Consider the following 26784-nt stretch of genomic DNA (forward strand, 5'->3'; position numbering starts at 1 on the left):
AGGCTCACTTCAAGTATTCCGGCGCATCCGCGTCGGCATCCGGACATCGCGGCCGGTTCGATTCGACGCGGGCGATTCGGGCAGCCCAGTCGACGACGCCGTGCTCGATCAGCTTCATCGCGTAGTCGTACACATGACGGCTTCGGCGGTACGGGTCGGGAACGTCGGTCTGGTAACGCTCGGCGACGCGATACACGCGGCCGCGCGTCATCGGGTAGGCGCGCTCGATCAGATGGCGCTGCGCGGTCTCCATCACGAGAATCACGTCGGCCCACCGGCAGATGCCGGCGTCGACGCGTCGGGCCCGGTGCGGCGACAGGTCGAGGCCGCGCGCGGCCAGCAATTCATTCATCACCGGATCGATCGGTGTTCCGTCGATCGCCGCGATGCCAGCCGACTCGATCGTGCGGCAGGGCAACGCGCGCGACAGCAGTGCCTGCGCAGCCGGGCTGCGGCAGACGTTGCCGGTACACACCACCAGGATCCGCTTCATCATTTCGTGACGATCGCGGCGGTCAGGCCCGCGTTGATGGCTGGCAGCAGTTGCGCGAGCACGCGGCCGAAGCGCGCGAGCTTCGTGCTGTCGACGTACACGACGTCGCGCGGCTGCAGCTCGAATTCGTTGGCCAGCACCATCGACACCGGCGAGCGCCCGTCCAGATGAAATACCTGCGCCTGCCGGTCTGCCCCGGCGCGAATCACGTAGGTTTGCTTCGGATCGGCCGTACCCTGATTGACGCTGCCGGCCTGCGACAGCGCATCGGCCAGCGTGAGCCGGCCGTTGCGCAGCGGCAGCGCCGTGGTCGGCCGGTTGACCTCGCCCATCACGTACACGCCGAACTGGTCCCGCGCGCCGACCTGCAGCAAATCGCCGTGGAGCAACACGATGCGCGACGGATCGAGACGCTCGCGAATCAGCCCCGGCAGATCGACCGGATAGGCGACACCCCCGCGCACGAGGGTCATGCGGCTCTGGTCCGCACCGGCCGTGAAGCCGCCCGCGCGTGTGACGGCTTCGAGCAGCGTCATCGGCGTGTCGTTGAGCGCTTGCGCGCCCGGCGCATGGACTTCGCCGTCGATATAGACGCGATTAGCGCGATACGACGCGACGCGCACCGTCACTTGCGGCGCGACGAACCATTTCGACAACCGCGCGCGCAGCGCGGCCTGAATCTCGCTCGTGCTCATGCCCGCGACATGCAGTTCGCCTGCATACGGAAACGCCAGATTGCCGGCCTGATCGACGACGAAGCCCGTCGGCGGATCGGCGGGACGGACCGTCTGGTTGCCCGGATTGCCCTGTGCCGCAGCCAGTTCGGGGTGATCCCACACGGTGATCTGCAACACGTCGCCCGCATCGATCGCGTACGGCGCCGGCGCCGCAAACAGCGCGGCGCGCGTGCGTTCTTCCTGTGCGCGGGCATCGCGCCGCTGGGCCGCGATCAGCGCGCCGTCGATTGCACCGATCGGCACCGACGCCGCGTCACCCGAGACGGAGGCTTGCTGAGGCTGACCGAGCGACGTTGCATCGATGCGACGCATCGCCACCGTCAGGCCGTCGTCGCGCGTCTGCGTCGCGATGCCGCCGTCGTGCGGCGCATCGTTCGCGAAATTCATGTGCATGCCCGGCTCGACCGCGCAAGCGGACAACAGCACGACGGGCAAGACCGTCAGCGCCGTTCGCGAGCGTTGCGCCCAGGAGCGGGACCGTTTTCCAGTTTCCATTCGTGTTTTCTAAGCCGCGTGCGTCGACGCGTCGTTCAATAAGCGTTGCGATGCGTGAATCCGCACGTCACGGTCGCGGCGACGATCCGCATATCCAGCCCAAACGACCAGTTGTTCAGGTAATAGAGATCGTGTTCGACCCGCTGCTGCATCTTCTCGACACGATCCGTCTCGCCGCGATGCCCGTTGACCTGCGCCCAGCCGGTAATGCCCGGCTTGATTCGGTAGCGCTGGATGTAGCCGTCGACCCGATGCTGGTAGAAACGGTCGTGCTCCACCGCGTGCGGGCGCGGGCCGACCACCGACATGTCGCCCTTCAGCACGTTCAGGAACTGCGGCAACTCGTCGAGGCTCGTCCGCCGCAGCAGCGCGCCGACGCGCGTGATGCGCGGATCGCCGCGCGTCGCCTGACGCACTTCGCCCGGCACGTCGGTGTCATGCTCGCGCATCGTCCTGAACTTGTAGATCGTGAAGATGCGCCCGTACGCGCCGCGGCGCTGCTGCCGGAACAGCACCGGCCCCGGCGACGAACACTTCACCGCGAGCGCGATCGCCGCCATCAGCGGCGCGATCGCGATCAGTGCAAGCCCCGCGAAAATGCGATCGAACACGGCCTTGCCCGCCAGCGCCCGCGCCGACAACGGCGCCGCCACGAGATCAAGCGCGCGGCCGCGAATCGCGCGGCGCGGATGGAGCGGCGTCAGCTCCGCAAGGTCCGGCATGAACCGGATATCGACGAGATCCTTATCGAACGCACGAACGATCGCGCCGATGCGGTCGGCCTCCGACAGCGGCAGCACGATCCAGATTTCCCCGACGTGCGCGCGGCGCACGCAGTCGACGAACCGGTCGAGATCGGCATGCACTTCAAACTTGTCCGCATCGCGTGCGGGTGCGCCGGACATGTCGAAGATCGCAGCCACCTGAAACGGCGCCCCGTCCTCGTGCGCATCGCGACTCGCCAGCGCCAGGCATCGTTCGCGATACCCGACGAGCGCGACAAGCTTGCGCCCGGCGTCGTGCACGGCGCCGCGGACGCCCAGCCATTGCCGCACTGCGTGCGATGCGACGAGCGCGACCGTCGACAACGCGAACCAGCCGATCACCCAGCCGGGCGCCGCACCGGATTGCCAGTCGAGTGCCGTAACGGACATCACGCCGACGCATAGAGCAACGGCAAGGCCGGCCGGGACCCGCCACATGCGACGCCAAGACATGCGACGTTCGCGATTGCCGTACAGGCCGATCAACGGAAACAGGACCAGCGCGCTTGCGATCGAAATGGCGACCAGCGCGGCGTCGGCCGCGGTCCACGGTGCCCCGTCGAACCAGCGCTTCGCGGCCCATGCCGCGGCGACGAGCAGGCCGCCATCCGCCAGCCGAAACCAGGAAATCTTCCCGCGAATAACGAATGCGTAATCAACCGAGTCGAACGAATGCATACCTGAGCGATCACCCGTCGAAATCGAACGACGGCGGGACGGCAGCGAGCATTTACGCCATGCGGTCGCGCCGACACGGAACGATTGTCAAATCGACGAAGGGTCTATCCTGTTATTTAGAAATACGAAGCACGTGTTATGACGAAAAACGTCTAAAACGTCACAAACCATTAAATATCCGATTTAAACAACACCACTCCCCGACACAAAAACCGAGATGCGCATAACTTGTTTATCGAGCGCATCAAATCAAATCAGCGCAAGCCCGTATATTGCCATCGCGAAAGCGTATTTTTAATCGGACACGTCCTAAAGAAATTGGGATTAGCCCATTTTTAGTACTATTCTCGATGCAGTCGTCGCACCTACCGAAAGAACCACGCCCGGTCAATCCGTTACGCGGCCGGCACCATTAGACCGCGACCGGTCCATCCCATCGATTTTCTCCTCCTTCTGACAGACCCGCGCATGACGTCACCGCGCATTTCGCAAAAATCATGCAAGACAGAGCGATTTCACCCACGCGCTCGTACTTGTTCAATATCCACGACCGCAACCCTTTCGTAATATCCCCGGCATTCCCAACGGATCGACTCCAAAGCTTGAGACAGATCCACCATTATTTCTCCGGGGTGAGATATTCCTATCATCCGTCGCACGCAAGCGTCGGTGGTCGTCGGCGCATCGACAGTCGCCTCCTGCATGTCTGCGAGCCAGCAGTCCACGTCGCACGTCGCCCGTGCGCGCTCCCACGCGGTGCCGGCCGGGGCGCGCGCCCTGCGCGAGGCTCTCCGGCGAACCGGCTACCTCGCCGCCGCATGGCTCCTTCCCGGTTTCGGTCTCGCGCATGCGCAGGTACCCAGCGCCGGGCAATCGATTCGTGACATCGAAGCCGTGCGTCCGTCCCTGCCTGCCGCCACGCGTCCGGACATCGACATTGCGCCCGCCGAACCCGCGCCGGCGACCGAAGACAGCGCGGGCCCACGCGTCGCGGTCCGTGCATTCGTCATCGAAGGCAACACGGCGATTCCCGCGGCACGGCTCGATGCGTTGCTGGCCGACCTCGCGGGCCGCGAACTCGGCTTCGGCGAACTGCAACAGGCCGCGAGCCGGATCACGGCCTACTATCGCCAGCGAGGCTACGTCCTCGCGCGCGCCTATCTGCCGCGCCAGGACATCGAAGACGGCGTCGTTCGCATCGCCGTCGTCGAAGGCCGCTACGGGCATATCGAGCTGCACAACCCGTCGCGGGTGATCGACCGCGCGTTGCGCCAGCCCTTCGCGGCGCTGCATCCGGGCGACATCGTCCACGGCGGGAACCTCGAGCGCAGCCTCATGCTGCTCGACGACATGCCCGGCGTCGAAGCGAAGGGCACGCTGCGGCCCGGCGCCGAACCCGGTACGACCGACCTCGTGATCGACGCCGAGCCCGGCCCGCTCGCGAACGGCTCGCTCGAAGTCGACAACTTCGGCGATCCGCTGACCGGCCGCTACCGTGCGACCGGCAGCGTCGATGTCAATGCGCCGCTGCGTGTCGGCGATCGCTTTTCGGTGCGTGGCCTGACGAGCGACACGCATCAACGCTACTACCGCACCGCCTACCAGGTCCCGATCGGCCCTGCGGCGACGCGCGTCGGCGTCGCCTATTCCGACATGCATTACCGCGTCGGCGGAGGCCTGGCGGATCTCGGCTATCGCGGCAGCGCCGACGTTCGCTCCGCTTTCGTCACCCAGCCGCTGGTACGTAGCCGGAAGGCCCGTCTCGATGCGCTGCTCACCTACGAAAACAAGCATCTGCGCGATATTTACAGTGCCTTGGAGATCGACAACGGCAAGCAAGTCGACTTGTGGACTTTCGGCGTGAGCGGCAACAGCCAGGACGACCTCGGCGGCGGCGGCCGCAACGGCTTCTCGGCCACCATCGGCATCGGCCGTCTGCGCGGCAACGACGCAATGGGCCTGAACCGCGTCGCCCATACGCACGGCCGCTTCACCAAGCTGAACGTCAGCGCGTTGCGGCTGCAAGCGCTCGGCGCCCGCTTGCAGCTCTATACGCAATTCAGCGCGCAACTGGCGTCGCGCAATCTCGACTCTTCCGAAAAATTCAGCCTCGGCGGCCCGTACGGCGTGCGTGCTTACGCACTCGGCGCCGGCAACGGCGATCAGGGCTGGCAGTCCAGCGCCGAATTGCGCTACCTCGCCGCACCGGGCTGGCAGGTCAGCACGTTCGTCGACACCGGCCGCGTGCAGCTCACCAAGCAGCCGTGGTCGCGCGAGCGCAACACGGTGCAGTTGTCGTCGGTCGGCGTCGGCGCGAGCTGGTTCGGCACGCGCCGGCAAATCAGCATGACCGCCGCCTTCCCGATCGGCCATGCCGACGCGGTTGCGTCGGCCACACGATCGCCGAGTGTCTGGTTACAGGCCGCCCAGTATTTCTGAGCGGCGTCGAATGTACGGACCGACGGTGCCAGCCGGTCCGCACGTAGCACGGGCGGCATGGCCGCCCGCCACCCGGAAGCGCGCATGTCACGCGCTTTCGACTTCTCCGTTTCGTTAGGTATACGTACCGATACGAAACGATTTTCCGTTCTTACCCAGAGGGATAACCATCATATGAACAAGACCTACGCACTGGTCTGGAACCAGACCCAGGGATGCTGGAGCGCCGTCGGGGAAACCGCGCGCCGGCACGGCAAATCGGCAGGCGGCAAGCGTCTCGCCGCAGCAGCCGTCTCGCTGCTCGGCTTCGCCTCGGTGCCCGCCTTCGCACTGCCTACCGGCGAAGCGATCACCGCCGGCAAGGCCGATATCGCCCGTGAAGCCGACGGCAAGTCGATGTCCGTCATCCAGCATACCGACAAACTCGTCACGAACTGGCAGACGTTCGACGTCGCGACCGGTGAACGCGTCGCGTTCAAGCAGCCCGGCAGCCAGTCCATCGCGCTGAACCGTGTGATCGGCAACAACGGCAGCCAGATTCACGGCAACATCGACGCGAACGGCAAGGTGTTCCTCGTGAACCCGAACGGCGTGCTGTTCGGCTCCGGCGCGCAGATCAACGTCGGCGGTCTCGTCGCGTCGACGCAGAACCTCACCGACGCCGATTTCCTCGCCGGCAACTATCGCTTCGCCGGTCAATCGAACGCGTCGATCGTCAACGACGGCAAGATCACCGCCGCCGACGGCGGCAGCGTCGCGCTGCTCGGTGCGCGCGTGTCGAACAACGGCGTGATCCAGGCCAAAATGGGCCGCGTCGCGCTCGGCGCCGGCAATGCGTTCAACGTCAACTTCGACGGCAGCGACCTGCTGAGCCTGCAGGTCGAAGAGGGTGCGGTCGACGCGCAGGCCACCAACGGCGGTCTGCTGAAGGCCGACGGCGGCGAGGTGCTGATGTCGGCCCGCGCGGCCGGCGACCTGCTGAACGCGGTCGTCAACAACACCGGCACGATCGAGGCGAAAGGCCTCGTCGGGCGCGGCGGCAAGATCACGCTCGACGGCGGCGCCGTCAACGTTGCCGGCAAGCTCGATGCGAGCGCTGTGTCTGGCGCGGGCGGCGACGTGATCACGCGCGGCGAACAGGTCAACGTCGCCACCGGCACGCGCGTCGATACGCGCGGCGCAAACGGCCAGACCGGCACCTGGAAGATCGAGGCGGCGAATGCCGGCGTCCTGGCCGACCCGGTCGCGGCCAAGACGCGAGGCTTCAACGGCAACATCAACGTCAATGGCAACACGGTCACCAGCCCGGGCACGGGGAGCGGTACCGGCAGCCCGGACGGCGGTCGTTCGATCAGCGCGGGCACGCTCGGGCAGAACCTCGAGACGACCCACGTCGAACTGGTCAATACCAAGCACGATCTGACGGTGAGCGGTCCCGTCGCATGGTCCAGCGACAACGCGCTCAAGCTGGCCGCGAAGCAAGGCAGCGTCAACCTGCAGCAGTCGCTGTCCGCCACCGGCGCGAAGGCGAGCCTGATCGTCGACGCGGCCAACGGAATCCGCGTGAACGACGCAGTCAAGCTGACGGGCCGCAACGCCCATCTGGAACTCAACGCCACAAACGGTCATACGTTCGCGGGCGACAAGGCCGTGGTTACGCTGTCGGGCGAGAACGCGTCGTACAGCGCGAACGGCGACGCGTATCAGGTGCTGCACACGCTCGCCGACCTGCGCAACGTTGACGCCAACCTGAAGGGCCGTTACGTGCTGGGCAACGGGATCGACGGCGCGAAGACGGTCTTCCAGAGCATCGGTGGCGGTCTCTCGTTCACCGGTGTATTCGACGGCCTCGGCAACACGATCAGCCAGCTGACCGTTGCGAACGTGGCCCATACCGCCGTCGGCCTGTTCGGTGTGAACGTCGGGCGTATCGCGAACCTCGGCCTGTCGGATATTCGCGTGCCCGTCAGCAGCGGCAAGTACGGTGTTCCGACATCCGCCGGCGCGCTCGTCGGCATGAACATCGGCACGATCTCCAACGTGACGGCACGCAACGTGATCGTCAACGTGAAGGGACAAGCGAACGTCGGCGGTCTCGTCGGCGCGAACTACGGCGGCACGATCGAGCAGGCAAAGGTGTCCGGTCGCGTCGAAGGCGATCGCAATGTGCTGTCGATCGGTGGTCTCGTCGGCGAGAACCGGACGCGACTGGACAACCCGCAGATCGTGGCGACGATCCGCGACAGCCGCGCCGACGTGGTGGTGAGCGCAATGCATGACGGCGCCGCCGGCGGGCTGGTCGGCGTCAACACGGGCCGGATCGAACGCTCGTCGAGCGCAGGCAACGTGGCCGCGACGGGCAACGCGTCGATCGCGGGCGGCCTAGTCGGCATCAACGACGATAACGGCGTCATCGACGACTCGTCGTCGTCCACCAGCGTGATGGCTCGCCAGAACGCGGTGGCCGGCGGTCTCGTCGGGATCAACGCGGCCACCGTGTCCGCATCGCGCATGAACGGGAAGGTGACGGTCGGCGACCGCGGCATCGCGGGCGGCCTGGTCGGGGTGAACAACGGTGACATCGCCGGATCGACGGCCAACGGCGACGTGGTCGCCACCACGTTCGGCACGGCCGGTGGCCTGGTCGGCTCGAACAGCGGCAGCGTTCGCGATTCGCATGCGAACGGCAAGGTCACGGCCGGCATCGAGGGTCAGGCGGGCGGGCTCGTCGGCCGCAACACCGGAACCGTCGCCAACTCCCACGCAACGGGCATCGTGAAGGCGGGCGACCTGTCGCTGGCCGGCGGCCTGGTCGGTGTCAACGACCGCGGCAGCATCACCGGATCGAGCGCCTCGGGCAGCGTCGAAGCCGGGGCGAACAGCAGCGTCGGCGGTCTCGTCGGGCGGCTGACGGGCAAGATCGATCGGTCGCACGCGACGGGTTCGGTGAAGGGCGGCGACTACAGCTTCGCCGGCGGCCTCGTCGGCAACGCCGGCGGCACCATCAACGCATCGTCGTCGAGCGGCACGGTGTCCGGTGGCCGGTTCGCGAAGCTGGGCGGGCTCGCCGGCGGCAACTTCGGGTTCATCTATGGCTCGTCGACCACCAGCCACGTCGACGTCAAGGCCGGCTACGGGCAGATCCATGGTCCGCTGGTCGGTCTGAACTATGGGACGGTGAAGCCCTGAACGTTGCGGGCAAGACCTCGGCGTCATCGGCTTGAAGCGATGACCGGAGGTCTCGATATGCAGAAGCCTGCTTGATCGCGTAGCCAGTGGTCTTCGGGCCGCTGGCTACGCGGCGGGCGAATCGGGCAACCGGTCCGCCCGTCCACCGGAAGGTGGGTGAACAGCAAACGATGACCGGACCAATGAGCGCTGATCTCTGTGCTGCACAGGGCTCGGCGCCTTTCTTGATCTTGATGGGTTGGTGATCCGGTGGCGAATGTCTCGATGCAGAACATGCTGAAGCTGCACGGTCTTGCGTGCTGACTTCTCGTCGCGATCGCTCATGAAAAACACCCTGAAAGCTCGGATAGCGATCCGGCGTCCAGGGTGCAGTTTCAGTCAGTCAACGTTTTCGAGCTTCAAAGGTGCAAAGCTGACGCCGCTTGCCCCATCAGTTGTATTCGATCACGAAGTTCATCACGGCGTCGGCTTCTCCCGGCTTGATCGTGCCGCTCGTCGGCGCATATTTCGCGGTGCCCGAGAAGCGATACATCTCCCCTTCGGGTTCGGACCGGTTCCATTTCAACGGCAGCGCGCGGGCCTTGCTGAACGGCAACTTGACGCCGCTGTCGTTGACCAGCGCGATGCCCATTCCGGTAGCGGCGTTCGTACCGGTGCTGGACAGGCGCAACAGGCCGTCGGACACCGCGTTGCCCTCGAAGTAGACGCGAACTGAACCACCGGCCGCATTGGGCTTGAGGCCAAGGCAGCGCACGTCGAAGCCGAATGGATGCTCCGTCGCCGTCCCTCGCTTGATGCGCTCGATCTGCTCTTGCCCCATCTGAACCGTGACGGCCTTGTCCACGACCGAACAGCTTTCGAAGTACACGTCATTGACGATATTGACGCGGGCCGGACCGACGTTCAAAGTAACCTTCGGCAAACCGGGCGCATCGAGCGATGCCTTGAACGAGATTTCCTGTTCTCCGGAAACGACACCCACGCCGATACGAACAAAAACGAGGGAAAGGTTAGGAAAGTTTGAATGTTCGGAATTGGGACCGCTTTGGAAACTGAACGGAAGATACTCGATCGCCGCATTGTCGTACCGTTGCATCGCGAGCGTGACACCAATACCGGGAATACTCGTTTTCCATACGTTGGGGTAGCCGGACGGCGCAAGATTCGACGTATCGAGACGATAGTTCACGAAGTCGTTATCGCATATGTAGTATTTGTCTGCCGGCAGTAAATTGGGCGCGAGTTTCATAATGGCCATCCTCTGCCCGACGGGCACTCGCTGCAACGTAATGCTTCGGCTCGGCATCACCGTATACGATGTGCTGTGGGCCCCGTTTGGGCTGCTCCATTTGCAGATCGCCTGGGCCGTGCCGTGCAAACCCATCGCGAGCAACATTCCGACGCCGATATGTCGGAGCAAAGGTACGAAGTTTTTCATTAGTGCTTTATCCACTGAAGGAACATCGAAATCGATGTTCAATACGCCATGTGCCGGCGGGTCAAGCTGATTGACCGATGCAACGCTGCTTTGCCATCAAAGCATGCGTTTTCAACCGGGATCACCGCCCTGCCATCTTGCAAGTCATCGCGACGCGCTCGTATGCAACCGTCTTCTTCCGCTCCGGCAACGCATAGCCGCCGTCGCACGAACCCTCGCTCCAGCGAATCGACAGGCGTCCCTGGTCCTTGATGCCGAACACCAGCACGCGCGAAGCATCGTCGACCATGCCGAGCACCTTGCCGCTTTCGTCGTAAGCGGTTGCCCCGAACGGCACGTTGCCACCGTCCGACGTCTTGATGTCGAGCTGGATTCGGCGGCCCGTTTCGGCCGCGAACTTCGCCTTCACGATCGCGCCGCGCGTCGGCACCACCGATTTCGAGTTGTCGGTCAGGTCGGTATCGAAACCGAGACTTTCGGTATCGATGTTCAGCCAGTTGTAGCGATACGGCTGCGCATACGGCAGGATCGCGTAGCCGCGACGGTCGGTGCTGATGCTCGTCGACGACGTGAATCGCGCACCGCGCACGCCCGCCACTTCGGCGATCGCGAACGTCTCGCCGACCGTCTGGCCCAGCGTAATCCCGCCACCGTGTGCAACCACGGACCCCGCCATACCGACGTCCACGTGCTTGCCGTGGCCGGACTGCGTGTAGTTCGTCGTCAGCTTGGCGAGCGGCGTATCCCAGCCGAGGCCGACGCCGCCCGATCCCCCCGCATTCTTGCGGTAGTCGCCCTGTACCGAATAGTTGACCGTGTTCGAATCGTTCAGGAAGCCGTTCACGCCCACCTGGGAACTCACGTCGCCGCTCGTCGACGCAACGGTGTTCGCAAACATGCGGTGCGAGCGGGTGCCGCCGCCGATCGGGATGCTGATCGATGCGGTGAACTGCGTATCGGATCGGCCGAACGGGCCCGATTCCCGCGTGTGCGCCGCCGCGATGCTGTAGCTGAAATTCTTCAGCGCGCCGCTGTAGCCGATCTGGATGTTGCGGCTGGAGCCACCCTGGTTCCAGTAGCTCGTATCGCCGATGCTCGCGTACAGCGAACCGCTCGAGCCCAGCGACTGATTGACGTTCAGGTCGACGCGGCTCTTCTGACGACGATATCCGGCGCCCCACTGGCGATCGAGATCGTCGACGTGCTGGCTGAACGTGCGATAGCCGTCGGTCGAATAGCGATAGCCGACCATCGTGAAGGTCGTCTCGGTCGCCGACAGCGTCTTCGAATACAGGAACCGGAAGCTTTGGCCGCTAGCCTTGCGGCCGGTCACGTTCGACTGGCTGTGCGTGATATCGAACGACACGCCGCCCAGTCGCGAGTTATAGCCGACCCCGAATGCAATCGCCGCGTAGCGATCGGAGCCGATGAAGCCGCCGTAGCCGGTCAGGTTGTCGGACACGCCATAGATCAGCGTGCCCTGCGCGAACTTCGGCCGCGACTGACTGTAGCCGCGATACTGGCCTGCCGAGAATGCATAACGCATCGTCCCGCGACGGATCATCACCGGCAGGTACGAATACGATTGCCGGTACGTGCGCACGCTGCCGTCGGACTCGATGATCCGGATCTCGAGGTCGCCGTTCGAGCCGCTCGGGTAAATGTCCCGGAACTCGAACGCGCCCGGCGTCACGGACGTCGAATAGATCACGTAGCCGTTCTGCCGAACCTCGACCACCGCATTGCTCTGCGCGATACCGCGCACGACCGGCGCATAGCCGACTTCGTTGTCGGGCAGCATCCCCGTATCGGAGCTGACCTGCACGCCGAGAAACCGCACGCTGTCGAAGATCTCGCCGGACGAATACACTTCGCCCGCCGAGAGCCGCCCCTTGATGCGCTGGAGATCGCGCTCGACGTAGCTGCGGTTCGCCGAGATATCCGACGGGCTGCCGCGCCGCCATGACAGCGCGGATTCGTTCCGCAGCCGCCACGCGCCGATGTTCAAGCCGTTACGCAACCCGAGGTAGGCGTAGTCGCTGCGATAACCGGAATCGGTATCGTGACTGAAGTTCGCCTGGTAATTCGAATAAGCGGCGGTTATGCCTTCGTCCCACATCGACGGATCGACGTAGCCGCGCGTTTGCGCCGGCGCGTAAATCTGCGGCACGCTGACATCGAGCGTCAGCGTCCCCACGTCGAAGCTCGTCGACGCGCCGTCCACCACCGCCGCCAGGTCGAGCGGCGCATCGTCGGCCAGCCCCGGCTCCAGCTTCTGCTCCCGCTCGAGACGCTTCACGTCCACCCCGAGCGTTTTCAGCAAACCATAGGTGATGACGGGCCGCACGTCGCCCGCCGCGCCGGACTTGAACTGGATCGGCTCGCGCTTCGTGCGCCGCTGGTTCAGCGACACGTCGACATCGTAGATGCCCGGTGCTACCGCGCTGCCGCGCTCGAAATACGAAAGCTCGACGGGACCGTCCCCCTTCTTGAGGAACATCTCGTTGAATTCTGCAGCTTGTGCGCCGATAGGCGCCACGGCGGCGCCAAGCGCCATCAGACAGGACGCGCGCTGGCAAGCCTCTACGATTTTCTTGACAGTTGTTTTCATGTCTTGATTGCGCGCCCTTTATGATTTTTTTAATCAGTACAACGTATTTGCAAAAACTGATCCCGACGACCGGCCTGGACCACAGGCTCCGTTATTGACTCACGTCCGATTGCGTGTCGACCGACGCACCGAAGTCGTTGATCGACGTGAATTCGATCTTCGCGCCTGCCGGCATCGATTTACCGGAGAAGTCTTTGATCGCCAGACGCTTCGACGATTTCGGCGCGATCATCTCGGTCGCGACCGGGTAACTGCTTGCGCCGGCCTTGAGATTCGCGTGACCGAGCGACACGAAATACGGCGTGTCGTTGGCGACGTCCAGCGCCGGCTTGCCGCCCGCTTCACTCCAGTGCCACTTCAATCGACCCGGCGCATCCTCGGGTTTATCGGCCAGATCGGCCGGCCGATAAAACATCTTGATCCGCTGCCGGACCGCAATCTGCAGCGAGTTGTCGTCCTTCGGCTTTTGCGGGATTTCCTGCACGCTCAGCCAGAACACCGATTCGCGATCGGCCGCGAGCCCTTCGCCCGCATAGAAAATTCGCAGCATCTGCTGCTTGTCGCCGCCGAGAAGGCTCAGCGACGGTGTAATCGCAAAGGGCAAGTCGCCCTTCGTGCCGTCCGGCAATTCGATCCAGGACTGGATCATCACATCGTCCTTCGACTGATTCTTGACGATGAGCGATGCTTCCTTGCTCTTGGCCGGATAGATCACGCGCGTGCCGGACAAGGAAATGCCGGCATGCGACGAAAGGGACAGGAACAACATCGAGCCGGCCGCGACCAGCCCGGCAATGAGCTTTTTCTTCATGGCGGATTTGAATCTGGAGGCGGCAGCGAAATGGCACGACGTGCCATTTCGCCGCTCGATTGACGGAGACTTACTCGTACGACAGCGTGAACGGCAGCGTGCCGTTGGCCGTACCAGCCGCGACCTTTTCGCCGTTTGCAACGTAACCCGCACGCATGTTCAGCGACGCGGTGTAAGTCGGCGCTTCTGCCGTGCCGCCCTTCACCAGCGAGCCATTGATCGTCTCGTTCGCCGCCAGGTTCAGCAACGCGTTGTCGTCGCTGTACAGACCGATACCGACGCCCGTTGCCGAACCCGAGATCTTCAGCAGCTTGTTGTTCTTGCCGTCGATGCCCGAGCCGGCCAGCGGGTCGAACTTCATCTTCACGAGCGTCAGGTCGGTTGCGGTGTTGCCGCAGTCGAGGTTCAGGCTGATCGCCGTACCGCCGGCGATGCCATGACCCGCGGTGCCGCCGATCGAATCCGCGCTGACCGTGCCGAGATTGACCGCGATGTCCTGCTTGCCCTTCTCGCCGGTCACGCTCGTGCCTGCGCCGCCCGTGATCGAACACGATGCCGCGGTGATGTTGCCCGTAAAGTTGATCGTGCCGTCGGCAGCCATTGCCGAACCTGCTGCGAACGTACCTGCGACTGCTGCGAGTGCCAGAATTTTCTTGTTGAGTGCCACGATGTTCTCCAGATGAGACGAAATTGAATAACTCCTTACAGAGCAGGACGAATGATGCCAATTGCGGCCATTCCTGTATTTAGTTCGAGAACGACATTGAACGAAAATGTACTAGTACTCGTACGAATTTCGATTTCGGGCGCCATCCCCGCAAATGCAAAATGGATTTAACATTTCTCGGCCTTCGCCCCGCATCCCCCGCCACATAAGCCTCAGCCTTGCCGCAGGAGCATGTCGCAGCGTCAATGCATCGATCACTCAATAAACGAGTGCATACATGTCTGGATAAAACCGCGACGTTCGCATTTAACCGGTTTTAAGAAAAGTCCGAATTTCTCGATCGACAAAACGAATGCATATCAAGACAAACGCATTGCCTGAATCAGTGTGCGACCAAACGGGTTTGCCGGTCGTCGACCTGTTTCGATTCATCGGGAATCATGCAGGCAACACCACAAAGCAACGCACGGGAGCGGTTGGTCGTCGCGATGAGGTATCACAACGTGCGGCGGTCGAACCGAGAGCGAGCAGCCTGTCTGGCCGGCCGAACGTGACGGCGGGAAAAGCCCGGCAGCAGCGGGAGAATCGGAATATTCAACCCTTGCGTCACGCGAAGACGCGATCGCAAAAGGCGGCCAACCGGACGATTTTCGGTTCGATGCGTGGAGCATCACGGATCCGTCGACTCGCGTGGTGCTCGTATCACCACGACGCAAGCACACACCTGTCTCGAAGCGGTGCTATTTCTCGACGATCGCGCATTGAGCCTGGTGCTCGGGCATGTTCGCACGCCGGCAAAGAGCAACGAGATCACGGTGATATCGGGCCATCGAAAACGGCATGCGCTGGACACTGGATGTGGCGTTCAACGAGGATCAGTGTCGTTCGTGGGTTGAGCATGCGGCACAGAACTTTGCCATCCTCGGACGCATTGCGCTGAATCTGTTGCACCAGGATCTTACGGCCAAAGCCGGTTTGAAAAACCGTCGAATGCCGGCCTGCGCCAACGATCGCTATCTCGCGCTGATGCCCGGATGGGAATCCGGGCTCCGGCTTCAAACGTGAATGGCCCGTAACGTTTCATGCAAAAGCCTTGGACGTCAGCGCGTATCTCGCAAACAAAATCATGCAAGACAAAGCGATTTCACCCACGCGCTCGTACTTGTTCAATATCCACGCCCGCGGCTCTTTCGTAATATCCTGGTCATTATCAATGTATTGACTCCTAATTTTGATAAAGATCAAACATTATTTCTCATGGATGATGCATTCCTAATCATCCGTCGCACGCGAGCGTCGATGGTCGTCGCTCGGCATCGGCGCGAGCGGGTTCGACACACGCCATCAAATCAACCTGACCGCCGCGCTGCCGCTGGGCCCGGCCTTCAAGGTCGCGTCGGCGACACGTTCGCCGAGCGTCTGGTTGCAGGCAGCCACGTACTTCTGAGTGGCCCGCAACGGGTGATCCGGTCTTGCACCGGAACATCTGCATCACCGGAGACGAGTCGATATTTGTCTCCGGAAACACAGCTTCGCTAGGTATGCATACCAATACGAAGTGATCACTTTACTCATAGAGAGCGATAACAAACGATGAACAAGACCTACGCACTGGTCTGGAATCAGACCCAGGGATGCTGGAGCGCAGTCGGGGAAACCGCGCGCCGGCGCGGCAAGTCCGCAGGCGGCAAGCGTCTCGCCGCAGCGGCCGTCTCGCTGCTCGGCTTCGCCTCGGTGCCCGCCTTCGCACTGCCCACCGGCGAAGCGATCACCGCCGGCAAGGCCGACATCCTCCGCGACGCCGACGGCAAGTCGATGTCCATCAACCAGCATACCGACAAGCTCGTCACGAACTGGCAGGCGTTCGACGTCGCGGCCGGCGAACGCGTCGCGTTCAAGCAGCCCGGCAGCCAGTCCATCGCGCTGAACCGTGTGATCGGCAACAACGGCAGCCAGATTCACGGCAACATCGACGCGAACGGCAAGGTGTTCCTGGTCAACCCGAACGGCGTGCTGTTCGGCTCCGGCGCGCAGATCAACGTCGGCGGTCTCGTCGCGTCGACGCAGAACCTCATCGACGCCGATTTCCTCGCCGGCAACTATCGCTTCGCCGGTCAATCGAACGCGTCGATCGTCAACGACGGCAAGATCACCGCAGCCGACGGCGGCAGCGTCGCGCTGCTCGGCGCGCGCGTGTCGAACAACGGCGTGATCCAGGCCAAAATGGGCCTCGTCGCGCTCGGCGCCGGCAATGCGTTCAACGTCAACTTCGACGGCAACGATCTGCTGAGCCTGCAAGTCGACGAAGGTGCGATCGACGCACAGGCCACCAACGGCGGTCTGCTGAAGGCCGACGGCGGCGAGGTGCTGATGTCGGCCCGCGCGGCCGGCGATCTGCTGAACGCGGTCGTCAACAACACCGGCACGATCGAGGCGAAAGGCCTCGTCGGGCGCGGCGGCAGGATCACGCTCGACGGCGACACGGTCAAGGTAGCGGGAACACTCGACGCCAGCTCAGACTCCGGGCGTGATGGGCAGGTTCTCACACAGGGCCGGACGATATTCATCTCCAGCGACGCTTCCGTTGACACGCGTGGCGCCAACGGTCAGACCGGCACCTGGAAAATCGACACCGACTCAATCGACGTCAGCGACTCGGGCGCGGTCGGGACAATCAGCGCAACAGCACTTTCGCGGAATCTCGAAACATCGAACGTCGACTTGAGCTCGGGCCTCATCAAGATTAGTGATGACATATCGTGGACAAGCGACAACGCACTCTCGCTGACCTCATTTGGCTACACCGATCTGTGGGGCAAGATGTTGGCAACCGGCACGAACGCCAGCCTGACGGTCAACGCCTACTATGTCCGCGTGAACGACGCGGTAAAGTTTACCGACCGCAATGCGCATATCGAGCTGAACACGAAAGGCTTGTGGTTCATGCATGACCGCGCCGCCTTGATGTTGTCCGGCGATAACGCGTCGTTCCACTGGAATGGCGAGAACTACCAGGTACTGCATACCCTCGACGACCTGCGCAACATCGACGCGAACCTGAAAGGCCGTTACGTGCTCGGCAACGCGATCGACGGCGCCGGTGCGGATTTCCGCAGCATCGGCAACCATTCGTCGTTCTCTGGCGTATTCAACGGTCTCGGCAATACAATCAGCCGTCTGAACATTTCCAACCCCGGCTATAACACCGTTGGCCTGTTCGCGACGAATACCGGAAACATCGCCAGCATCAACCTACGGAATATCGTGACGTCCACGTTGGGCCAACCGTACAGCCCGCCGGCCTCGGTCGGCACTCTGGCCGGCTACAACGCGGGCGTCATCTCCAATGTGACGGCGACGGACGTGACGGTCGCAACGCAGGACCGGATGATCGCAGGCGGTCTTGTTGGCTATAACCAGGGGAATATCTCCTCCTCAAAAACGGCAGCCAATGTCGTCACCGGCTCGGGCAGCATGGCAGGTGGCGCTGTCGGCTACAACCGAGGGAACATTGACAACTCAGCAGCCTCCGGCAACGTCATTGCTGGCACGGACAGCGTGGCCGGCGGCCTCGTCGGGCACAACGACAAGATGGGTCGCGTCGGCGGCAAAACGGAAAGTAACGTGACAGTTGCGGACAAATCGACCGCTGGCGGCTTCGTCGGCGTGAACGACGGTTTCGTCGCAGGGGTCGTCGATGCAAACGTCGCAGGCAAAAATGAAAGCACGGTTGGCGGCCTCGCAGGCAGGAACACCGGTGAGATCCGATGGTCCACCGTAGGCGGAAATATCAGCGGTGGCATCGGCAGTATCGTGGGCGGTTCCGTTGGCGAAAACAGCGGCTACCTGAATTCGCGCAACAGGAGCAACGTACAGGCCGAGCTCGGTAGCAAGGTCGGCGGCTCCGTGGGTCGCAATACCGGACACATATACGGTGCCCTCGCCGGCGGCGAATTGAGTACGGGCGCTCAATCCATCGCCGGCGGCCTCGTCGGCGAAAACTTCGGCGGCACCATCGACGACTCGTATGCATGGGGCAATGTCAAAGGCAATGACTACAGCTTCGTCGGCGGCCTCGTCGGTCACAACAGCGGCACCGTCATCAGGTCGCTATCGGAGGGCACGGTTTCCGGCGGCCGTTTTGCGATGCTCGGCGGGCTCGTCGGCGCGAACTTCGGTTCCATCTCCAACTCATCGGCGAACGGCCGCGTCGAAACCGTCGCGGGCTACGGGCAGATCGCCGGTCCGCTCGTCGGTCTCAACGCCGGTCAAGTGAAAAACTAAACGCCGGCCGGCGTGGCGTCCGGCATGGCTTGGCGGACGCCATCGCGGTTGCGAGCGGCCTCGCCGCTCGCCCCCCGGCCGTTCCGGCCATCGGATTCACATCTCTGCGCACTGGCATGCCATCCGAGCGGAAATCCGCACGCTTAAGAAGACGCAAAAGAATCATGAACAAGACCTGCGCGCTAGTCTGGAACCAGCCCCAGGGATGCTGGAGCGCCGTCGGGGAAACCGCGCGCCGCCGCGGCAAGTCGGCCGGCGGCAAGCGCCTCACCGCTGCTGCCGTCTCGCTGCCCGCCTTCGCGCAGCCGACCGGGGAGACACTGGTATCGGGCAAGGCCGATCGGCAATGTCGACCTGCAACACGCCGTGTGGGCAACCGACACGAACGCCGGCCTGCTGTTCACGGCAGCCAGCCAGATCCGTCTGAACGGCGCAGTCAATCTCACCGGTCGCAATGCGCATCTCGAGTTCAACGCGAAAAACGGCGACGTTCTCGGGAATGACCAGACCGCCGTCACCTTGTCCGGCGACAATGCACCGTTCCGCTCGAACGGCGAGGACTACACGGTACTGCACACCGTCGCCGACCGTCGCAGCGTCGACGCGAACCTGAACGGCCGTCACGTACCCGGCAACCGGTGGCCTGGTCGGCTTCAATGCGGGACCGGTCATCGATAGCAAGGCCGCGGCCGACGCCTCCCTGACTTGCGTCAATCCCGGCATCAGCGCGGACCTTCAAAGCGTCGGCGGTCTCGTCGGCCTGAATACCGGCAACATCGAATCGAGTGCGAGTTCAGGCGGCCCGCGAGAGCTCGCCGCGGTCGGCATGAACTTCAGGCGCATCAACGGGAACGACTCGTACGGGCCGCGGTGGTAATGCACGCATGGCGAAGCGGGCGTGATGCAATGTGCCCGCTTCGCCTTTCGACGGAGCGGCGGCATTGCATATGCCGCTCCAGCTTTTCGGTCGGGCAGCCCGTCTTGGCGTCGCCATCGGCGACGGCGGGTGATAAAGGGCGGGCGATAAAACCGCTGGAAGGAAGCGCCGATGTGATCGCTCGACGCGTCGATCGGGGTATCAGGCATCGCACGATGTACGATCGAGATGCCGAATGTGCTGCGCTATGGAAGTACCGACGTTAGTCCGACGCGCCGGCCGTGCATGTCGGTTGCCCGGGCATCTCGACAACGCGGCCGCGCAATGGCTGCGGCACACCCGGATAGACGTTGAATTCATCAACGAGGCGACCATCCGCTTTCGCATCGGTCACGCGATAGCGGACATTCCCCGTTGCGGTGAACTGCGCGCCGGACGCATTGCACGTCACGGATAGCGCCTCTCGCGGGCTCGCCGGCAACTGCCGGACCAGCGCACTGAATCCGAGGCTGACGATGACGCTGCCCGTTGCCTTCTCCCCGCTTTCGCTCGACGCCTTGATCACCGGCTTGACGAGAAGCCGATACACCGTCTCCGTTTCCACCGCTCGCAGCGGTTTGAGCACGATCTTCTTGGTCTGTCTCGGCGAGAGCGTCAACTTGAACGGATAGGCGTACAGGGACGGCTCGCTTTCATCGCCGACCGACTCGAGCTTTTCGTCGTTCAGCGGTACGCCCGGATTCAGCAGACGGGACAATGAAATGTTCACATATTCGGGACGCGAGCCGTTATTGACGACCTGGACGGTCGTGCCCTTGCCGTCTACCGTGATCTCCTTCGGCATCACGTCGATCGTCGCAAAACTCGGGCACGAGAAGAACCCGCTCGCGATCCATGCCAATGCTCGAAGGCTGGCAGTACAAGATTTCATGTCTGAATATCGATCCGTTGGAAGTTGAAGGAATCGCCACGATTGCGACGTCACGTTTGGTCGCCGTGGTCTGTCACGCCACTGCGGCCGGCAACGATTTCACAAGTGTGTACACACCACTTGGACATAGGCTGATCGGCGCCTTCCACAACCGCTACCAGTAGCATCACTGCTTGGTGATGATCGGCTCGAACGTCAGGGACAACGTGCCGGTATATGTGCCGGCCGTACTCTTGAAATCGCCGGCGGGCGGATAGGCCGAGACCGCAAGATTGTATTCCCCCTCCGAATCCAGATTCGGTGAACGCGGTGGCGGATTCTGGAATTCCACGCCCTTGTCCACACTCAATTGCGAAAGCTCCGCCCCCTCGAGGCCCATGCGGACGACCGGAGTCCGGAACACAAGCGTCGGCTTCGTGCCATGCACGATCTGCAGCGGCTGGTCCATTCGCACACGGAATTTCCCGGTGGTCGACACTATCCGAAGCCGCGCCTGGACGTCATAGGTCGATTCCCACCCACCGAGCTGCTGCATGACGAGCCCGTCTCCAAACCACGCTCCCTTGTCGTCCGTCACGATCAGGTTATTCGCGCGCGTCACGCTTGCGGTCACGTGGCTCGTCGTTTTACCCTCCACCAGAATGACTTCTGCCGAGCCGAACGCCGGCAGCATGGCCAGCCCCACCAGCACACATTTGTAGATCTGCTTTCCCATTTCCGCCTCTAGGACTTCGTCACGATCGTGAACGACAGGACATCGCTATAGTTGCCCGTGTCGATACTGTAATCCACCACCGTCTTGAACGTGGGTACGAAGCAGGTTCGCTGCTCCTTGTTCAAATTGATCGACCCTTTGGTTTGATTCGGTATATTGAATCGCTCAATCCCGCTATCGAGCGTGACGCTGTACGGAATCACTTGATCTGCCTTCTTAACATTTCTCAGCAAAAACTTTCCTGCCGATGTGCCATTCTGGTTCGTCGCATCAATGACAAACCGTCGGGATATAACTTCACTCTTTCCGAAATATCTAAAACATATTTGCTGCGCCGGATTGGAAAACGTTTTATCATTTTCACCACGCTGCAACTCCCCGAGATTCCAGTCCGGCACAGCCATGTCGATCTTAATCGCCGGCGGCGGCTCAGGTGGTTTGATGTTGGGATCCAAAATCTCGCACTTGCCGGAACCGAGATTGGTCAGGTATGCACCGCCTGTTACTTCGGCGACGTCATCGTTGTCCGTAAAGTTACCTGCACGAATCGAAACGGCCGGCCACTCTTCGATGATCGAATTATCTATTTTAATTTCGAAATCCGCGGTGAATGGCCTCATGATTTTCCACGGGCTATTTGGATCCAGGTTGCTGGTGTTAAAGTACATAACGTATTTTCTTGGCGACTCCCAAGTTTGTTTGGTTTGAACACCATTCAGCTTGACTGAAATCGCCGCTGCCGTACTCGGCATGAGAACACCTTGCGCGACATACCTGTACACCATCACACCACGCGAAAAAAAATGCGCAGGCCCCAAACGCCCATCGACATCCTTGTAGTACGCCAACACATTAATGGTGCTCGTGCCATCTCCATTATCTAACCAGGAACACGCTCCATAGTTGTAAACGACGTCTGCCGTTAGCAGATTGGTGGAGCCGCTACCAGCCAATGCACCTTGCGACACCCAAAAAAATAGAGACGCCATCACCGCCCGCAAAGAAAATCGCGACGCATCTTTACTCAATCTCTTTCGCATCATTTTTCCCGTAAAAGTATCCGCTGTTTCGCCATTTCGCCGAGAGAGTCGTTCGACGCCCGGCGGCGGCCTGCCATCGAACTAGCGCGCTTCTACCCACCCGATCGCGCGGACCCGCTACGCTGATAAATCACGACGCCATAGCCAATACTGATCGACAACGGCGCCGCCACGCCGCCCTCCATGCTGTTGGCCACGACAACGCGCTCGACGGGCCGGAACGTGACGCGCCACACCTGGGTATGCTGCTGCGTACCGAACGTTTTCAGGTTCATCTGGTATTTCTGTCCTGGCGCCAACACGAGCCGGCTCGGCTGAACCAGCAACCCGGGCCGCTCAACCTCGGTGACCGGTACGAGATGCTCCGGGTATTCACCGGGATTCGTCACCAGATGCTGCTCGATATTCAGATAGAGCGGCGTATCGCCGACGTTCTCGGCGTACAGTTCGCTTGCCGGTTCGCCGGGCGCCATCGTCAGCTCGACCCGCGATAGCTTCAAGAGACCCGCTGCCATGCTGGACGAGCACATCAGTGCAGCCAGCACGGCGAGTGCCGCAGGGAGTCCAGTCTTCATCACGGACATGTCAGCGTCACCGGCTTATCGTCGATATTCATCGACACGCGCTGCGTCGCGAGATGCTGCGGCGTACCAGGAAACACGGCTATCGTCTGCGGGTTCTTCACGTTGTCAGACACGACATTCGTCATCACCTGCCGAACGTTTCCGGTGTTTTCCAGCGTGATTCCGCCGTCCTCGCAACGGTGCGTCCATGCGGATTTCTGCCGGGACGGCGCCGGCATGTGCCGCACCAGCACGCCGTAGCCGACCGAAACCGACATCGGCGCGGTGATCTTGTCCTGCGGTGCGCCGCTTACGGTCAACGACCTGACCGGCACGATATACAGCCGGTAGAGTTCCTCCTGCCCCGGCTCGACCAGTGACTTCAGCGAAATCGAGCGCGTCTGATTCGGACCGAGCGTCAATTTGTCAGGGCTGGCGAGCACGCCCGGATGCGGCAGCTCGCCGAGATCCACCTTCTTTTCCGGCACCATGCCCGGGTTCATGACCTTCTGTAACGAGATCGATAAGTAGAGCGCCGCATCTCCCATGTTCTTCACGGTGATGTTCTGCTCATGCGTGCTGAAAACCTTGGTCGTGGCCGGCATCACCATCAGTTCGCCCTCTGCGTGGGCCGGCTGGATTGCTGCGAACAACAGGCCGCCTAGCATCGGCAACAGGGTTTTAAAGTTCAGGTTCATCTGGTCACTCCGTCAATATGCTTAACTGGTTGGCTGTTCGCAGCGGAAGTAATTCCCCTTCGCATCCTTCAGGCTGCAGGTGTATCGGTGGCCATTTCCATCAACCGTGATTTGCGACAGCATCGACTTGCTGACGATCGAGAACAATCCGTTCGGATGAACCGTATCGCCGGTTTCGACGACCTTCCCGCTGACGGGCTTGCCGTCGGCATCCGTCAGGAAGCCGCTGTAGATCATGTTGATATCGACCTTCGCCTTCGCCGAATACACCTGGCCAGGATGCGCGCGAATGATGTTTGCCGGCACCTCGATGTTCATGTCGAGGTTGTCGCTGCTGCTCAGCACGCGAGCGAACGGCACGTCCTGGTAAGCATTCAGCGGCACCGCGTAGGTGCTGTTCCCCGCAACCGGGCTGCCTTCGACGCTGAAGCCGTACTTCATCCCCGGAATCGCCGGGGTCTTGAGCAGCATTGCACTGCCGCTCGAGCTGTAGCGACCGAAGGCGACGCCGTCGGTACTCGCCGCCACCATGCCGCGATAGTTGAAGTCGACGTTGGTGCCCGCACTGCTCTGGCCGAGGTTCAGCGATGCATCGCCACGCGTACCGGAACGCGTGCCATACACGTTGACGCCGTACTGGTTGCCGATGCGGTTCGCCGTCATACCGACCGTCGACGTGCCGAAGCCGTCGCGGAAGTCCTTGCGGACGTCGCCGCTGAGTTGCGTCCGACCGCCCGAATGAGCGGCGTTGAAGCTGCCCTGCATCTTTTCCAGCGTCATGGTCATGTTGAAATACACGCCATAGCCGCCGTTGTTCCGCTGAAACCCGCCTTTCTGGACGCCCAGCGCGAACGTGCTCCACAAACCGTTCGGCCGATAGTTCCAGCGCACTTCCGCCTGGTGCGCCTCGCCCGAATTCGACTTCTGGTAGTTGTACCCGAACGTCGCCACGCGGAAATTTCGGCTAAACGTGACAGCGGTACTAGGCTGCCCTTCATAGAACCGCGACACGCCGGTGTTCTGGTAACGGCTGACCGACAGGCTACCCAGCGCCTCGCTTGCCAGCGATATATTGAGATAGCCTCCGGTGCTGCGCTCGCCACTCAAGACACCGAGGGTTGGCGTGATGTCGACTGCACCCAACTGGGTGGGGCGAGTCACGTTCACTTCGGCCGCCCACTTGCCACCCTTCCCCGCCAGCATCGACGCGTTCACGTAGAACTGCTTCAGGTTCCGGCTCATCGCGGCCTCGAGCAGATAGCCGCCGTCCTCCATGTTCTTGCCGGCCGTCAAATGCCATGCGTTGCCACTGTTCGCCGCGAAATTGAGGTTGTTGATCTCGCGCGTTTCGCGGTTGATCAGATTGCCGTTTCGATCCACGAGCCGCACGTCGACCGAGTAGTAGCCGCCGGGCAGATCGGCGAAACTGATTTCGTTACGGCCCAGCACCGCCGGCCGCTTCAGGATGAGCCGGCCATTGCGGTAAAACTCGTAGTTCCCCTCTGCGTTCGCATAGAGGATCAACGATCCGGCATTGCTGTTGACCTGCAGGTGGCTCTGACTGCCGATCGTGACGAACTGGTCGAAACTCGGCGACAGCATCGTGCTGACCGAACCGGCCGCATAGTCGATGCTGTTCTGCTTACCCATGCGCACATACGTGCTGGCCAGGTTCTTTTGCAGGTAATACGACGACACGCCCTGGGTGCCGCCGCTGTAACTTTTCGTGTCGGTACGGTTCGCGTACCAGCTCATGTAGCCAAAACTCTGGAATGGAAGACCAACCCAGGTATTGCCGTTCACGTTGGCGGCGCGATAGCCGTCGGATGCCGCACGCAAGTCCAGCGCCTGGTTATTGACCAGACCGAATCCGGTTTGCGGCGCGATGTAATCGTCCTTCGAATCGCGAATCGAGATCGACCGCTTCAACTTGTCGACGGTCACGTGATAACCGTCGACCTCCACATCGCAGCCTTTGCTGCAACGCTTGTAATCCAGTTGGGAGACAACATTCCTCAGTACCTCGATGTCCGCCTTCGAGATGCCGTTCTCTTCATATTTTTCCGCGTCGAACGTGAGTACGCCGTCTGCCTGCGAGTAACTGATAAACCCCGGCAGTGTTTTTCCCTTGAAGGTGGCGACATAGTTCGCGCTATCGTCCATCTCCGCCGCGCTGAACCCGTCTGGTACACCATATGTAACCTTTAGTTCTGCGAATGAGTTCGTCGAAACAAAAAGAAACGCACCGAGCCACAGCTTGTTGAAACGGAAGGGAACTTGATCGGCAAACACGCTATATTCTTCTATGGAGGAGATGGACTGATGGACACGTGTCGTCTTCTTGCACGGTATGGAGAAGGAGGCCCCGCCCATGACGGCGCCTCCTCGGAGGGGCGGTTGAAGCGTTACACGCCTGCTGCTGCGACCGGCTCGAACAGCATCACGAGGTCGCCGCTGTAGCTGCCGTTCGTGCTTGCACCACCTGCCGCCATGGTCGGTGCATCGACGTTGATCTTCAGGTTGTGAACTTCGTCGAAGCCGCTGTTGCCCGTTGCGGTCTGCGTGATCTTCTGGACAGCGCCGAACTTGACTTCCTTATCACCTGCCGCGCTGGACAGCATGACCTTCGCGTTCTTCATCTGGTAGGTGCCGCTCGTCATTTGCAGCGGCTGGGCCAGCGAGATGTTGAAATCGGCGCCCTTCGTCCAGACGCGAACCGGCAGCGTCTTCTCGAACTTCGTTTGCGTGTAGTCGGTTGCCTGCAGTTCTTCCGTGCTATACCACGTCGAACCGTCCGGCTTCGACACGAAGATGCCGTCGTTGATCTGGGCGGTCAGCGTGACCTTCTTCGACACCGAGTCGGCATGAGCCGTGTTTGCTGCCATGCCGAACAGTGCCGCGCTTGCGCCGAGTGCCAGAACGAGTTTGCTGAGATTCATCGAGTTATCCCTTAAATGAAAAATCCATCAACCGATGTCAATGAAAAGTGACATTGATTCGTGGAAGTCAAATTCCACGGACAGAATTCTCTCAGGACCACTCTAGATGATCGACAGGACAACATCTAAATGCAGGATGAAAACCCATCGTAAATGTACGAATTTCGATTTTCCACTTAAATTTTTTAGATCCCGGCAATTAATTTTTCATTTAGTTGACGCCATGCGTCAGCCAGTGCCGAAAACGATCAGCAACGCAATTGGCCAATCGGCTGATGGAGCGTGGCGACACACGCCAAGCTCGTTCTCGGCGGAAGGCGGTTGGCCCGGTGGCTGGAAAGCCGTACAACGGACGCGCGCCCATGTCTTTGATAAAACGCAAACTCCGCCGTTTTTAAAAATCTAAAATACGGAC

The 26784-nt window shown here is 61.7% G+C and carries 21 protein-coding genes; 7 read left to right on the plus strand and 14 right to left on the minus strand.

The features are described from left to right. Nucleotides 1-4: 4 nt before the first annotated feature. The 3 genes from HWX14_RS19415 to HWX14_RS19425 form a co-directional block, all read right to left on the minus strand. Entirely contained in the window at nt 5-496 is a 492-nt protein-coding gene (locus tag HWX14_RS19415) for a low molecular weight protein-tyrosine-phosphatase (protein WP_175884037.1), read from the minus strand. Further along, complete coding sequence (locus HWX14_RS19420) at nt 493-1623, minus strand: polysaccharide biosynthesis/export family protein (RefSeq protein WP_244130267.1); 1131 nt, start codon at nt 1621-1623, stop codon at nt 493-495. The genes HWX14_RS19415 and HWX14_RS19420 overlap by 4 nt, the downstream gene beginning before the upstream one ends. A gap of 137 nt (nt 1624-1760) precedes the next feature. Beyond that, entirely contained in the window at nt 1761-3167 is a 1407-nt protein-coding gene (locus tag HWX14_RS19425; protein ID WP_175884039.1) for an undecaprenyl-phosphate glucose phosphotransferase, read from the minus strand. Nucleotides 3168-3869: 702 nt separating this feature from the next. Here HWX14_RS19425 and HWX14_RS19430 point away from each other — a divergent pair. Continuing rightward, nucleotides 3870-5606, plus strand: a complete 1737-nt coding sequence (locus tag HWX14_RS19430; protein ID WP_175884040.1) for a ShlB/FhaC/HecB family hemolysin secretion/activation protein — start codon at nt 3870-3872, stop codon at nt 5604-5606. A gap of 174 nt (nt 5607-5780) precedes the next feature. After that, nucleotides 5781-8795 (plus strand): GLUG motif-containing protein, encoded by a 3015-nt coding sequence (locus HWX14_RS19435; protein ID WP_175884041.1) that lies wholly within the window; start codon nt 5781-5783, stop codon nt 8793-8795. A gap of 430 nt (nt 8796-9225) precedes the next feature. Here HWX14_RS19435 and HWX14_RS19440 read toward each other — a convergent pair whose 3' ends face one another. The 4 genes from HWX14_RS19440 to HWX14_RS19455 all read right to left on the minus strand — a co-directional run bounded on the left by HWX14_RS19440 (nt 9226) and on the right by HWX14_RS19455 (nt 14322). Then, the gene (locus HWX14_RS19440; RefSeq protein WP_175884042.1) at nt 9226-10233 is read right to left on the minus strand and encodes a fimbrial protein; all 1008 of its coding nucleotides are present in this window, start codon (nt 10231-10233) and stop codon (nt 9226-9228) included. Between the two features lie 121 nt (nt 10234-10354). Beyond that, the gene (locus HWX14_RS19445; protein WP_244130268.1) at nt 10355-12733 is read right to left on the minus strand and encodes a fimbria/pilus outer membrane usher protein; all 2379 of its coding nucleotides are present in this window, start codon (nt 12731-12733) and stop codon (nt 10355-10357) included. A 202-nt stretch (nt 12734-12935) separates the two neighbouring features. After that, the gene (locus HWX14_RS19450) at nt 12936-13796 is read right to left on the minus strand and encodes a molecular chaperone (protein ID WP_244130269.1); all 861 of its coding nucleotides are present in this window, start codon (nt 13794-13796) and stop codon (nt 12936-12938) included. Further along, a complete protein-coding gene (locus HWX14_RS19455; protein ID WP_244130270.1) occupies nt 13726-14322 on the minus strand; it encodes a fimbrial protein in 597 nt (198 codons plus the stop codon). The genes HWX14_RS19450 and HWX14_RS19455 overlap by 71 nt, the downstream gene beginning before the upstream one ends. 840 nt (nt 14323-15162) lie before the next feature. On the opposite strand from HWX14_RS19455, the gene HWX14_RS19460 reads away from it, so the two are divergent. The 3 genes from HWX14_RS19460 (at nt 15163) to HWX14_RS19470 (ending at nt 19284) form a co-directional block, all read left to right on the plus strand. Continuing rightward, entirely contained in the window at nt 15163-15387 is a 225-nt protein-coding gene (locus HWX14_RS19460; RefSeq protein WP_175884043.1) for a hypothetical protein, read from the plus strand. 528 nt (nt 15388-15915) lie between these two features. Beyond that, on the plus strand, nt 15916-18606 hold the full coding sequence (locus HWX14_RS19465; protein WP_175884044.1) for a filamentous hemagglutinin N-terminal domain-containing protein: 2691 nt from the start codon (nt 15916-15918) through the stop codon (nt 18604-18606). A 366-nt stretch (nt 18607-18972) separates the two neighbouring features. Next, entirely contained in the window at nt 18973-19284 is a 312-nt protein-coding gene (locus HWX14_RS19470; RefSeq protein ID WP_175884045.1) for a hypothetical protein, read from the plus strand. Nucleotides 19285-19745: 461 nt separating this feature from the next. On the opposite strand, the gene HWX14_RS19475 is transcribed toward HWX14_RS19470, so the two are convergent. Then, complete coding sequence (locus tag HWX14_RS19475) at nt 19746-20327, minus strand: hypothetical protein (protein ID WP_244130271.1); 582 nt, start codon at nt 20325-20327, stop codon at nt 19746-19748. A 50-nt stretch (nt 20328-20377) separates the two neighbouring features. Here HWX14_RS19475 and HWX14_RS19480 point away from each other — a divergent pair, with 50 nt between their 5' ends. Continuing rightward, nucleotides 20378-20578 carry a hypothetical protein gene (locus HWX14_RS19480; RefSeq protein ID WP_175883609.1) on the plus strand — a complete coding sequence of 67 codons (201 nt, stop codon included), beginning with the start codon at nt 20378-20380 and terminating at the stop codon, nt 20576-20578. Nucleotides 20579-20580: 2 nt separating this feature from the next. Here the strand turns inward: HWX14_RS19480 and HWX14_RS19485 are convergent, their stop codons facing one another. The 6 genes from HWX14_RS19485 to HWX14_RS19510 all read right to left on the minus strand — a co-directional run bounded on the left by HWX14_RS19485 (nt 20581) and on the right by HWX14_RS19510 (nt 26369). Beyond that, nucleotides 20581-21129, minus strand: coding sequence for a hypothetical protein (locus HWX14_RS19485; RefSeq protein ID WP_175884047.1), 549 nt, complete (start codon nt 21127-21129; stop codon nt 20581-20583). Between the two features lie 8 nt (nt 21130-21137). Further along, nucleotides 21138-22169, minus strand: coding sequence for a hypothetical protein (locus HWX14_RS19490; RefSeq protein ID WP_175884048.1), 1032 nt, complete (start codon nt 22167-22169; stop codon nt 21138-21140). Between the two features lie 92 nt (nt 22170-22261). Further along, on the minus strand, nt 22262-22753 hold the full coding sequence (locus HWX14_RS19495; RefSeq protein WP_175884049.1) for a hypothetical protein: 492 nt from the start codon (nt 22751-22753) through the stop codon (nt 22262-22264). After that, nucleotides 22744-23430 carry a pilus assembly protein gene (locus HWX14_RS19500; RefSeq protein ID WP_175884050.1) on the minus strand — a complete coding sequence of 229 codons (687 nt, stop codon included), beginning with the start codon at nt 23428-23430 and terminating at the stop codon, nt 22744-22746. The genes HWX14_RS19495 and HWX14_RS19500 overlap by 10 nt, the downstream gene beginning before the upstream one ends. 21 nt (nt 23431-23451) lie before the next feature. After that, the gene (locus tag HWX14_RS19505; RefSeq protein ID WP_175884627.1) at nt 23452-25593 is read right to left on the minus strand and encodes a TcfC E-set like domain-containing protein; all 2142 of its coding nucleotides are present in this window, start codon (nt 25591-25593) and stop codon (nt 23452-23454) included. A gap of 242 nt (nt 25594-25835) precedes the next feature. After that, complete coding sequence (locus tag HWX14_RS19510) at nt 25836-26369, minus strand: CS1 type fimbrial major subunit (RefSeq protein ID WP_175884051.1); 534 nt, start codon at nt 26367-26369, stop codon at nt 25836-25838. Nucleotides 26370-26475: 106 nt separating this feature from the next. Here HWX14_RS19510 and HWX14_RS19515 point away from each other — a divergent pair, with 106 nt between their 5' ends. Beyond that, nucleotides 26476-26775, plus strand: coding sequence for a hypothetical protein (locus HWX14_RS19515; protein ID WP_175884052.1), 300 nt, complete (start codon nt 26476-26478; stop codon nt 26773-26775). The last annotated feature ends 9 nt before the right edge of the window (nt 26776-26784 follow it).

Source organism: Burkholderia sp. BCC0044, from assembly GCF_902832955.1.
Taxonomy (GTDB): domain Bacteria; phylum Pseudomonadota; class Gammaproteobacteria; order Burkholderiales; family Burkholderiaceae; genus Burkholderia.